Below are 12,126 nucleotides of genomic sequence, written 5' to 3'. Positions count from 1 at the left end.
CGCCCGGCGGGGGTCGAGATCTCGTCTGACAGCAACGTGCCAAAGGCGGCGAGGTGGATCTGCCGGATTGCCCGGATTCGGCGACGGGGTGACCCCGCCGGCATTTCATGTCCACGGCCAGAAAGGCCGGCGGCGGCATTTTGCTGCCGTTCGAATTCCTTGCCGGGGTCTCCCGGCAGGCAGTTAGCTCATGCCCAGCCACCGGCAGCCCGCCGGTCGATCCGAAAGGAACCCCATGAGCACTGCTGTGGACTTCGCCGCGTTCGACGTCAACGAGCTCGCCGTCCTGGACGCCAACGACGCCGTCGCACTCCCCGACATGGGCGCCTCGGTCATCATCATCATCGGCTACACCGAGGACGGCGAGGAGATCCTCACCGAGGACACGTTCAACAACGACGGAAGCGGCTCGCTCAGCACCTCCTCCTCCTGCTGCTGATCTCCCGCGCCTGACCATTCCCGACTTCTCGTAGTCGGGTGCCGGCAGAGCCGGTGACACCGTTCCGAACGGCCGTCAGCGATCGTGCCGCCGGTTTCACGCCGACCGACCGAATCGTGCATTTCCTGGAGTCGTCATGCGAACTATCGATCCGGGCCTGGCCATACGGGTTTTCGACTATTCGGATAATCCGCGGGAGCTGCTGCGAGAAATCAGCGAGCCCCTGCTGCACCTGAAAAGCTCGCAGCAGCTCCCCGTGGTCCATGTGCGCCGAGGCTGGCTGCACGGCTCACACCTCCTCCTGACCCTCCGTCCTTACGGCGAACGGACCGTCGACGCAGACGAGTTCGTCGCCACCGCGACCGCACTGGCCACCGCCCGCGGCGCGAGCGCCCCGGACCAGGAGAGCTACCTGTGCCGCGCGCGGGAACTCGCCCGCTGGGAGAACGTCCGGGACGAGTTGCTGCCCTGCCATCCGCAGGGCACCGTGATCGCCGAATCGCACCGGCCGCGCGCCGATTCCCCGGCGCTCTCCCAGGCCGTCGACCAGATCATGGGACGCTTCCTCGAACCGGCGCTCGGCTCGCTGGCCGTCCCCGAGGCCGAGCTGCTGCCGCACCTCGCCCAGGTCCTCGCGCTGCTCGCCCGCACCCACCCGCGCGGCATCAGCGCCGGCGCGCTGCCGTACCGCTCGCACGCCGAGGGCGTCGCCTCGGTGACCGGGAAGCACGCCGACCTCAGATCCGCCTTCGCGGCACGGTACTTGAGTGATCGTCAGGTTTTTCTCGACGCCCTTCAGGCACCGGTGCAGAGCGACATCCTGCGGTCCTGGGAACGGGCCATGCAGTACGCCTGGGGGGTGGCCGAGGCCCACACCGCCGGCCAGGCCGTCGACGACCGTGTCCTTCAGGGCGCGGCCGGCGGCGGGGACTGGGAGCACCCGCTCGGCACCCCGGTCCGCAGCGAGTTCATCGGGGCGATCCTGGACGGCGGCATGCTGCGCAAGCCCTCCTACCGTCACATCGCGCACCGGATCGTGCTGAACGTCCTCTACTCCGGCCTGACCTGCTTCGGCATCACCCCGATGCAGCGGTACTACCTCTGCTACGGACTGGGCGAGGGGACCGACGAGCTGACCGGGGTGTCGTCCATCGAGCGGGTGCAAGCCTTCAGCAGGGAGCTGGCGTGACCACGTCCTGGAACCTGGCCGACACACCCATGTACCGGGTGAATCCCACCCCGGGTCTACGCCTGGGCGGCGACCGGCTCGACACCGTCCTGCGGGCCCTGTTCACCGCGCATCGGGACTGCCGGTTACTGGCCGACGAGGTCTGCGAGGAGCTCTACCAACTCGCCGGGGTCACCGTCGGCCGCGAACGCCACCGCCTGCTGCGGCTCAAGCGCGCCGTCTTCAACGACCGCTCCCCGGACGCCGCCGACCTGCGGGACGGCTGGCAGACGCCGCTCCCGCCGGCCGTCACCGCCTGGCTGGCCGCCAGCGAACGCGGCCAACTCGCCCGTACCGCACTGGAGGCGGGTCTGCCGGGCTTCCTCGCCGAGGAACGTGAACGGCTCGCCCAGGCGGTCGGCTCCGAGCCCTTCCAGCTGTCGCTGGCCCTCAACTCCCCCCAGGTGCTCGACGCGGCCCAGCGCTACCGCGCCTCGCCGGGAGCGCCGACCGCCCGTCAGCGCAAGTCCGAGCGCGGCCTGCTCCAGCACCTCGCGCGCGCCCTGCTGCGGGTCAGTCCGCTGTCCCGGCTCACCGCCGTCGGCTTCGCCGATTGGTCCGAGGACGGCCGCCGCCTCGACGCGGCCGCCTTCGACCGCCGACGCGCCCACTCCGTACTCACCCCCGACCGGGCGCTCTTCTCCAGCCTGGTCAACGGCATCGCGGCCCCACCCCGCCCGGGTGAACTCCCCGCCGTCGTCCAGCGCAACGCGATGCTCCGGCGGGAGGGCACCCACATCCGCTTCCAGCACGTCGCGGACGGCCGACGGCGCACCCTGGCGGCCGAGCTCAACGAGCAGCTGAGCACCGTGCTGAAGCTCACCGTGCTCGGCCCGCTGCCGGTCGGGCTGCTGACCGCCGAACTCGCCCGCCGGTTCGCGGTGCCCGAGCCGGAGGCCGCCCGGCTGGTCACGGCCGCCGTCGACGCGCAGATCCTGGTGGCCGCCCCGGTCCTCGACGAGCAGGCCGCCGACCCGCTGCCGCCGGCCGAGAAGCTGCTCGCCGAACACCACCCGGAGGCGGCCGCGACGGTCGCCGCGATCGCCGCCGACCTCGACCTGATGGCCCGGGACTCGGTCGGCGGACGCCGCGCCGCCCTCAGCAGGATCCGCGCCGCCGAGACCGCGCTCAACGAGCTCAGCACCTGCCCCGCCAAGCTCCAGGTCAACGAGGACTACCTGCTGGAACCCGGCACCGTCTCGCCCGAGGGCTACCGCGCCGCGCTGGCCGACCTCGGCCGGGTGACCGCCTTCCAGAGCCTCTTCGACCGGCATCACGAGATCCGCGCCCTGCTCACCCGGGCCTTCACCGACCGCTTCGGCGCCGGTGCCCGGGTCGGCCTGCTCGACCACGCCGACGAACTGGTCACCCTGGTCCGCGGCCGGGAACTCTCCCTCACCCGGGCCGACGCCGAGCAGTGGGGCCCCGCCGACGGTTCACTGTCCGAGCTGCGCCGCCGGCGCGCCGCCGCCCTCGCCGTCCTCGCCGCCCGGATCCGCGAGGCCGGCGACGACGCCGAGGTCTCGGTGGACCCCGGCCTGCTCGCCTCGCTCGCGGACGGCCTGCCCGACCGCTTCCGGCTGCCCACCGCGTCGTACGGCCTGCTGGTCCAGCCCGCCGACGGTCGGCTGGTGCTGAACGCCTGCTACACCGGGCACGGCCAGCTGGCCACCCGCTTCCTCGGCGCTCAGGCCGAGCTCGGCAGTGACGTCGCGTCCCGGATCGCCCGCCGGATCCAGCACCGGTTCGGCTCCGACGGCGTCCGGCTGGTCGAGGACCACGGACTGCACCGGGCCAACATCAACCACCGGACGCGGCTGCTGGACGAGACCTTCACTCCGGAGGACTGGCTCGGAGTCACGCTGGCCCACGACCCGGTCGCCGACCGGCTCGACCTGCTCGACCGGGACGGGCAGCCGGTCCGGGTGATGTCGCTGGGCATGAAGTGGGTCGAACTCCAGCCCACGCCGCTCACCCTGGCCGTCTGGCTGTACGACACGGGCCGGGTCGCCTTCGACCCGATCGGGCAGCTGCACACCCGGCGGCGCGACCTCGACGGCGGCACCGTCCGCTACCCCCGGCTGGTCGCCGGGGACGTGGTGCTGCAGCGCCGCCGCTGGTACCCGGGGGACGACCTGCCGTCCACGGCTGCCGGCGAGCCGGAGGACGAGGCCGCCCACCTGATCGCCATGACGCGCTGGCGGGCCGCTCACGACATACCCGAGGAGATCGTCATGAAGACCCCGCTCGGCATGCCGGCCGGCCAGAGGCTGTCCGGCGACGCCGCCGCCGCGGCGCTCACCCGCTACCTCAGGACACGCAGCCGGGAGAAGCCCCAGTACCTGGACCTGGGCAGCGCGCTGATGGTGCGGGTGCTGCCGAAGTTCCTGGAGCGCCGGAGCGCCGGGTTCTTCGAGGAGGCCCTGCCCGGGGTGCGCGGCGGGGTCACGGCCGGCGAGTGGCTGCTGGAGTACGACATGGTGCACGGCCCGGGCTCCGGGCAGCCGCAGGCCGCGTCCGCCGGGGAGGACGCGTGAGGGTCAAACTGCGCCCCGGTACGCACTTCGCACCCGTCCGGCAGGGCGTGCACGTCGCCCGGGACGGCGAGTCCTTCGTCCTCGCGGGGCCGCCGACGCTGTACACCGTCCTGGACAGCCGGCTGGCGGAACTCAGCGACGGCACAGACGTCGACGCCCTCGTCGCGGCCTTCGGGAGCGAGTCCGCCCGCCCGGCCCTCGACCGGATCCTGCGCACCCTGGTGGACCGGGACGTCCTGCTCGACCTGGACGCGCTGACCACCCCGGCACCCGACGGGGCCACCGCGGCCCGCTACGCCGAGACGCTCGCCTACCTGGAAGCCCACAGCCCGGACCCCTACGGGGACTTCGCGCGGCTCCGGGGCGCGCGGGTGCGCGTGCTGGGGAGCGGACCCGCCGCCGAGACGGCGGCGCGGTCGCTGCGGCGCCACGGGGTGGCGGACACGGCAGCCTTCTCCGACGGCTTCGAACCGGCGGATCCGGGCTGGGCGGTGCTGATCACGGATCACGAGCACCCGTCCGGCCCACCCGCGGCACTGCCGCCCGGCACCCGGGTGGTCGCCGTGCACGCCGGGGAGCACGTGGCCCTGGTGGCCGAGCTGGACGACGTCACCGGGACGGCCGCCTTCGAAGCGGCCGGCCACCGCGCGGCGGCCTGGGTGGCCGGGGACCCCGAGGCCGGCGCCCCGCGCCCGCTCAGCGCGGTCCTCGCCGGAGCGCTGGCGGCCCGCGCCGTCCTGGCCGGCCTCACCGATCTCGACCGGTCCCCCCGGAGGGCCACGGTGATCCACGGCCGGCAGCTCCGGACCACCCGCGTTCCCCTCCAGGACGGCCCTGCCGCGCAGCACGGGTCGTCCGGTGACCATGTCCCCGTTGCGGCCGGGCCCCCGTCGGCACCCGCAGGGGCACCCGGGATGTCCGGGGACGGCGAAGGACTCGGTGTCCCGGTGCTGCCGACGGAGGACGTCGATCCGCCGGGGACCGAGGAGTCGCTGACGGCCTGGACTCCGCTGACGACCCGTTGGACCGGGCTGGTGCGGCGCGGGCGTGACCTGGACCTGGACCAGCTGCCGTTCTGCCTGGAGACCGTCGAACTGCTCACCGGTCCGGCCCCCGCCCGGGCCGCCGGGTGGGGGCCGGACCGCGCGGCCGCCGGCGTCGGCGCGCTGCTGGCCGCGGCGCGCCGGCTGGCCGGGCCCGATGGCGCCGCCGGGACGACCGAGGGGCGCTGGCTGCTCGACGGCGTGCTGCGTCAGCTCGGCGCCGAACTCCTGCTCGGCCGTCCGGGCGACCGGCTCGGATGGGACGGACTCGGCAGCACCGAAGGCCGGACGCTGTTCGGCCTCCTGGAGTCCTGGTTCGGCCGCACGGTGGAACTGACGTACCGTCAGTGTCCGGTGACCGACTGGTCGTTGGTGACGGTCACGGAGCAGGACGGGACGGCGGCCGCGACCGAATGGGGCGATACCCCGGCCACCGCGACCCGGTCGGCGCTCGCCGCCGCCGTCGCCCGCGCCCAGGCCGACCCCGAGGTGCGCGCGCTGCTCGCCGAACAGCCGGTCGGCACCAGCGTGTTGGAGACCTGCTCGGTGACGGCGGTGCGGGCGGCCCTGAGCCGCCTCGGCACCGAACCGGCCGTCCGGGGCCGTACCGTCCGCGCCCGGCGGCTGACCCACGACCCGGTCACCGGACAACTCCCGCTCCACTGCGGGCCGGTGCGGCTCTCATGACCGAGGACACCATGGTGGAGGAAACCCCCGGACAGCCGTCGGCGACCGGGCCCCGGATCGGCCCCGGCGCGCCGGGCTCCTGGGACTGGCGGACCTGGGCCGAGCGACTGGACGGCTGCGTGCTGACCGCCCATGGCGAGCTCGATCTGGACTGGGAACGCCGGGCGATGGCCGCCGCCCGTGCCTCCGGCGAGGATCTGCTGTCCGTCCGGATCGGCGCCACCGAGATCCAGATCGGACCACGCTGGACCCCGGACGGCGCCCTGGCCTGCCCGGGCTGCGCCGCCGCGGCCGACACCTACCGCCGCTGGGACCCCGAGAAGCGCCCCGAGAGCGACCGGCGCGAACGCGAGCAGGCGGCCGCCCACCGGAGCGAACCCGACGCGCGCACCCCCGCCCCCGGCCGGGCGGTCCCCGTGTCGCCGTGGCTGGAGGAGGTGGTCGGTGCGGTGCTCACGGCGGAGGCCGCGCCCGGGCCCGGTGAGCTGGTGGTCGTCTCGCGGACCGGCGTGATCGCCCGGCACCGGGTGATGCGGACCTTCCGGTGCCGCCTGTGCGGAGGCGGCCCGCCGCTGCTGGCCTCGGCGGCCGACGGGCCGCCGGCGCTGCCACGGCCGGTGCCGCGTCCGACCACGGCCGAGGTACCGACCCGGCAGAGTCCGGCGCCCTTCGGGATGGACCCGGACCGGATGCGGGCCGCGTTCGCGGATCCCCGCTTCGGCCCGGTGGTGCGGATGACCCGCTACGCGTCGGGCGGCTTCCCGGTGAGCGAGGTCGACGTACTGGCGGGGACGCCGTCCGGTCTCGGCCGGGGGATGCGGTTCCGCGAGGCCGAGGCGGTCGGCATGTACGAGGCGATGGAGCGCCAGGCCGGCTACCCGCACGCGGCGACCGTCGTCCCCGACGTGACCCACCGGGAGCTCGGTGCTCTCGCGCTCGACCCGGCGACCCTCGGCGGCTACACCGACCGCCAGCTCGCCTCCCCGCTGAGCAAGGTGCGGCGGTACACCGAGGACACCCCGCTGGACTGGGTGTGGGCCCGGCCACTGACCGGCGGTGAACCCCGCCTGGTCCCGGCCGAGATCGGCTTCTACCGGTACGGCTACCGGATCAGGGCGGCGGCGGGGGAGATCCGGCGCGGCGCCTTCCTGGAGTCCTCCAGCGGCTGCGCCCTCGGCGGCGGCTTCGAGGAGGCGACCTTGCACTCTCTGCTCGAACTCGCCGAGCGGGACGCCTTCTTGCAGGCCTGGCACCTCGCCCGCCCACTGCCCGCCGTCGATCCGGCCACCGTCCGCGACCGCCAGTCTCGGCTGCTGCTCAGGACGGCCGAGAAGCACGGCTACGACGTCCACCTGCTGGTCGCCACCGCCGACATCCCGGTGCCCGCGGTCTGGGCGGTGGCGGTGCGGCGCGACGGGGGGCTGCCGGCCACCTTCAGCACGGCCGGCTGCCACCCGGATCCCGAGCAGGCGGTGCGCTCGGCGCTGTGGGAGCTGGCCCAGTTGGTGACGGGCGGCCTGAACTGGGACCCGAAGCCTCTGGAGCCGCTGATCGACGACCCCTGGCAGGTGGAGGAGTTGGCGCAGCACTGGCGCCGCTACACGTTCCCCGAACTGCTGCCTCGGGTCGAACGGGTCCTCGGTGGCCCGGTGCTGCCGCTGGCGGACGCCTTCGGCGGCTGGCCGCGGCCGTTGATCCGCGCGGCGGGCGGTGACGTGACCGGCGCGCTCGAGTACGTGCTCGACCTCTACCGGGCGGCCGGGCTCGGCACCGTGCTGGCTGTCGAGCAGTCCACCCCCGATCACTCCGCGCTCGGCATGTCGGTGGTCAAGTGCGTGGTGCCCGGCATCCTGCCGATGTGCTTCGGGCAGGCGCACCAACGCCTGTCCGGCCTCGACCGGTTGCTCTCGCGGCTCGACGCGGATCCGACCGACCTGCCCCTCGACCCCCACCCCTTCCCATGACCGCATCCGCCGCCGCAGCCGCGGCCACCCGACCCGGTGCGCCGACCCTGGCCGACGTCCGCCGCTTCGCCTTCCGGCAGGGCCCCGGCAAGGGGCACCTCGGCGAACAGCACCTGGTGGACGACGGGGCGCCCACCACCAGCGCCCTGCCGCCCCGGTGGGCCCGCTCGTCCACCGGCGTGCCGCTGCCGCTCGGCACCCACGAGCTGCTGGCCGCCACCTCGTACCCCGGACCCCGTGAGCCCGGGACCCTCGCGGCGCCGGCCCCGCGCGACCGGCTCGGGCACCTGCTGACCACCGCCTTCGGCCTCCAGCGCCGCGAGCCCTCGCACCGCTACGCCGACCACCGTTCGGTCGCCTCCGGGCGGGCGAAGTACCCGGTGCACGCCTTCCTCGCCCAGGGGCCGGCGGTCCGCTATCTCGACGTGTACCGGCACGCGCTGGTGGACGTGACGCCGCCCGGGGGAGCGGCCGCGCTGACGGGGGACGGGACCTCGGTGCTGCTGGCCGCCCGCTACAGCGACCTGCCCGCCGCCTACGGCCGGATGCGGTACGCCGTCACCGAGGTGGAACTCGGGGTCGGCCTGCGGTCGTTGTGCGTGGCGGCGGACCTGCTCGGGGTGGAGGCCCGGCTCGCGCTGGACGGCGGGAGCACCGCCGAGGCCGAGGCCGTGGTCCGCTCGGCCGGTCCCGGCACCTGGTCCGCCCCGCTGGCCGTCCGGCTCGGTGGTCTCGGCCCGGTCGGGCCGAGCACGGTGCTGCCCAGCGCGGCCGGCGGCGGGTCGGACCCCCTCGACTCCCTGCTGGAGCCGGACGATCCGTCGGTCCGGGACATGGCCGCCGTCAGTTCCCTGCGTCACGGCCTGCCGACAGGGCCGCCGCCACCGGCCCGTGGGCTGCCCGAGGACGGCCCGGCCGGCGGCACCGACTGGGCGCAGGTGCTGTGGAACCGCACCGCCGGTCGGATGCCGGACCGGTTGTACGGCTTCGCGCTGCGGCCCGCCGAGGTCTCCGCCGACTGCCTCGCCGATCTGCTGGCGTGGGCCGACCGGCCCCCGCCGGACCGTCTGCTGGCCGAGGTCGCCGGCCGGGTCCGACTGAGCGTGGCCCTGCAACGGGTCGGTGGTCTGCCGACCGGCGTCCGCCGGGTCGAGGGCGGGGAACTGGCGCCCGGTCCGGTGCGGCCCAGGATCATGGCCGCGCTCCAGCCCGGATTCGCCCAGCAGCCCTCGCCGAACACCGACTCCGGGATGCGCCACGCGGCGATGGTCTGGGTCCACTCCGCCGACGTCGGCGCGCTGCTCGACGACTTCGGTCCGCCGGCCCTCGGCCTGCTCCAGCTCTGCCTGGGCTGGAGCGTGCACGGCCTCTGCCTGGCGGCGGCCGCGCACGGGCTGGTCGCCCGCCCGGCGCGCTCCTTCGTCGAGTACCACGTGCAGCCCCTGTTCGGCCTACCCCGCGAGGAGACCCCGGTGTTCATGACCGTCTGCGGGACGTCCCGCTTCACCGAACCGATGCTGGACCTGCGCACATGAGGACACCCGACGCCCAGGGCCGATGGCGCAGTTGGCACCTGCACGCGGGCTCGCTGCGGCCCGCCGCGCTGGAGAACCTGCTGCTGCGGGCCGTGGTTCCGGTGGTCGAGGAGCACGTGGCCGGTCAGGGGCCGGGCGACCCGCCCCGGCCCTGGTTCTTCCTCCGCTACTGGCAGGGCGGTCCGCATCTGCGGCTGCGGATCGCCGACCTGGGCGATCCGGAGGCCACCCGGATCACCGCGGAGCTGACCGCCCGGACGAACGCCGTCAACGCCGAACTGCCGCCCGAGGACCGGATCACCGCCGCCGCGTACCGGCGGGCCGCACGGCCGCTGGCCGACCTCGGCGAGGGCGGCCACGCACTCGACCTCGGCGAGTTGCTGCCGCCGGGGGTCCACCCGGCGGTGTACGAGCCGGAGATCCGGCGCTACGGCGGGCCCGGAGAGATGGCGCTCAGCGAGGAGCTGTTCCATGCCTCCAGCGTGGTGGCACTGCGCGCCTGCCGGGCCCGCCCGGGACACGGCCGCAGCGTCGCGGACGGGTTGGAGGCGATGGCCGCGACCCTGTCGGCCTGGCCCGGCGACCAGCCGGCTCTGCTGCGCGCGGTGCGCGACGGGTGGGCGCAGTGGTCCGGCGGGCCGGTCCGGGGGGAAGCCGCCGAACGCTTCGCCCGCGGCGTCGCCGAGCAGGCCGACCGGCTGCGAGCGAGCGCGGGGGCGCTGGCCGCCCTGGCCGACGGCGCCCCGTCCCGCTGGAGTGCCTGGACGACCAGGCTCCGGCCGGCCGCCGAACGGTGGGCCGAGTCCCACGGCACCCCCGGCGCCGGCCGGATCCTCGGCTCCCAGCTCCACATGACCCAGAACCGGCTGGGCGTCGGCGTGGGCCGCGAGGGCGTGATGGCCGCGATCCTGCTGGACCTCCTCCAGCAGCACAGCGGTGCGTCGTGACGCACCGTCGGCCGCGCGGGGGTGCGGTGATCGAACTCGTCGACGTGCAGAAGCGCTTCGGCGAGGTCACGGCGGTCGACGGCCTGAACCTGCGGGTCGAGGCCGGCGAGGTGGTCGCCTTCCTCGGGCCGAACGGCGCGGGCAAGTCCACCACCATCGACCTGCTGCTGGGCCTGGCCAGGCCCGACTCGGGCACCGTGCGCGTCTGCGGTCGGCTCCCCGTGGACGCCGTCCGGCACGGCCTGGTGGCCGCCGTACTCCAGAGCGGCGGCCTGCTGCGCGACTTCACGGTCGCCGAGACCGTCCGGTACGTCTCCTCCGTGTACCCGACGGCCAGACCGGTCGACCAGGTGCTGGAAGTGGCCGGGCTGACGTCGATCGCCGGACGACGGGTCGGCAAGTGCTCGGGCGGCGAGCGGCAACGGCTCCGCTTCGCGCTGGCCCTGCTGCCGGAACCGCGGTTGCTGGTCCTCGACGAGCCGACCACCGGCATGGACGTCGAGGCCCGGCAGGACTTCTGGAAGGCGGTCCGCCGCGATGCGGAACGCGGCCGGGCCGTGCTGTTCGCCACCCACCAGCTCGACGAGGCCGACGCACACGCCGACCGGATCGTGGTCGTACGGGAAGGCGTCGTGGTGGCCGACGGCCCGGCGGCGAGGATCAAGAACATGGCGACCGGCCGCCGGATCCGGGTGTTCTGGCCCGGAGCCGAGCCGGCCACCGTCCATGCCCTGCCCGGCGTGGACTCCGCGGAGGTGCACGGCGACGCGGTCATGCTGCGCACCCGCGACTCCGACCGGGTCGCCCGCCATCTGCTGAACCACACCGCCGCCCGGGACCTGGAGATCACCGCCACCCTGGAGTCGGCCTTCGTGGCACTGACCGGCCGCGGCTCCTCCCGGTCCCCCGCCGGCGCCACCGAACCCGACCCCGAGGAGCGCGGATGACCCCCGCCACGGCCGGCCCCGGGGCCCCCGCCCGCCCGCCGTACGGCGGATTCAACACCGTGGCGCTGCGACTGGAGGCACGACGGGTACTGCGCAACCGGCGCACCCTGGTCTTCGCCCTGGGAATGCCCGCACTGTTCTTCCTCTCCTTCGGCTTGCCGCAGTCCGGCCGGGCCGCAGGAGAGACGGGGGTGCGCCAGCTCACCATGATCAACATGGCGGTCTACGGCTCGATGCTCGCCGCCACCTCCTGCGGCGCCGCCGTCGCGATCGAGCGAAGTCTCGGCTGGACCAGGCAACTGCGCGTCACGCCGCTGCTCCCGCTCGCCCACCTCGCGATCAAGGTGCTGACCGCGATGCTGCTCGGACTGCTGTCGGTGGCCGTGGAGTTCGCCCTCGGCGCGGCCTCCGGGGTGAGGGCCCCGCTGCGGGTCTGGCTGCTCTCCGGCCTGATCGCGTGGCTCGGGTCCTCGGTCTTCGCCGCCCTCGGCCTCTTCGCGGGATTCGCGCTGCCCTCCGAGAACGTCATGCAGTTCGTCGGCCCCGCACTGGCACTGCTCGCCCTGCTCGGCGGCCTGTTCGTCCCGCTGCCCTTCCTGCCGGAGCAGGTCCGCGCCTTCGCCGCGCTCACCCCCGGCTACGGAGTCGGCCAACTGGCCCGCGTCCCCCTCACCGGCGGCCCGGTCGGCGGGGCACTGGCCAACCTCACGATCTGGGCGACGGTCTTTCTCGCGGGAGCCGCCTGGCTCTACCGCCGCGACCCGGCCCGATGACCGACCGGCGGCACGGTCCGACGCGG

9 protein-coding genes are annotated in these 12,126 nt (G+C 74.7%); all 9 read left to right on the top strand.

The window, feature by feature from the left end:
- Window positions 1-235: 235 nt before the first annotated feature.
- The 9 genes from ACF07B_RS14355 (at window position 236) to ACF07B_RS14315 (ending at window position 12,100) form a co-directional block, all read left to right on the top strand.
- Window positions 236-439, top strand: coding sequence for a hypothetical protein (locus tag ACF07B_RS14355; protein WP_369485813.1), 204 nt, complete (start codon window positions 236-238; stop codon window positions 437-439).
- A gap of 136 nt (window positions 440-575) precedes the next feature.
- Window positions 576-1,628: a hypothetical protein gene (locus tag ACF07B_RS14350; RefSeq protein ID WP_392179171.1), complete on the top strand. Its 1,053-nt coding sequence runs from the start codon at window positions 576-578 to the stop codon at window positions 1,626-1,628.
- Complete coding sequence (locus ACF07B_RS14345) at window positions 1,625-4,204, top strand: lantibiotic dehydratase (protein WP_392179170.1); 2,580 nt, start codon at window positions 1,625-1,627, stop codon at window positions 4,202-4,204. Before ACF07B_RS14350 ends, ACF07B_RS14345 begins: the two co-directional genes overlap by 4 nt.
- Window positions 4,201-5,934 carry a hypothetical protein gene (locus ACF07B_RS14340; protein ID WP_392179169.1) on the top strand — a complete coding sequence of 578 codons (1,734 nt, stop codon included), beginning with the start codon at window positions 4,201-4,203 and terminating at the stop codon, window positions 5,932-5,934. The genes ACF07B_RS14345 and ACF07B_RS14340 overlap by 4 nt, the downstream gene beginning before the upstream one ends.
- Complete coding sequence (locus ACF07B_RS14335; protein WP_392179168.1) at window positions 5,931-7,898, top strand: YcaO-like family protein; 1,968 nt, start codon at window positions 5,931-5,933, stop codon at window positions 7,896-7,898. The genes ACF07B_RS14340 and ACF07B_RS14335 overlap by 4 nt, the downstream gene beginning before the upstream one ends.
- Window positions 7,895-9,433, top strand: a complete 1,539-nt coding sequence (locus tag ACF07B_RS14330) for a hypothetical protein (RefSeq protein WP_392179167.1) — start codon at window positions 7,895-7,897, stop codon at window positions 9,431-9,433. Before ACF07B_RS14335 ends, ACF07B_RS14330 begins: the two co-directional genes overlap by 4 nt.
- Window positions 9,430-10,380, top strand: a complete 951-nt coding sequence (locus tag ACF07B_RS14325) for a thiopeptide-type bacteriocin biosynthesis protein (RefSeq protein ID WP_392179166.1) — start codon at window positions 9,430-9,432, stop codon at window positions 10,378-10,380. Before ACF07B_RS14330 ends, ACF07B_RS14325 begins: the two co-directional genes overlap by 4 nt.
- 26 nt (window positions 10,381-10,406) lie before the next feature.
- Window positions 10,407-11,327 carry an ABC transporter ATP-binding protein gene (locus tag ACF07B_RS14320; RefSeq protein WP_392179165.1) on the top strand — a complete coding sequence of 307 codons (921 nt, stop codon included), beginning with the start codon at window positions 10,407-10,409 and terminating at the stop codon, window positions 11,325-11,327.
- Window positions 11,324-12,100, top strand: coding sequence for an ABC transporter permease (locus ACF07B_RS14315; protein WP_392179164.1), 777 nt, complete (start codon window positions 11,324-11,326; stop codon window positions 12,098-12,100). The genes ACF07B_RS14320 and ACF07B_RS14315 overlap by 4 nt, the downstream gene beginning before the upstream one ends.
- Window positions 12,101-12,126: the final 26 nt, after the last annotated feature.

Source organism: Streptomyces sp. NPDC015532, assembly GCF_043078065.1.
Classification (GTDB): Bacteria; Actinomycetota; Actinomycetes; order Streptomycetales; family Streptomycetaceae; genus Streptomyces.
This window is presented reverse-complemented; position numbering and strand designations above follow the sequence as displayed.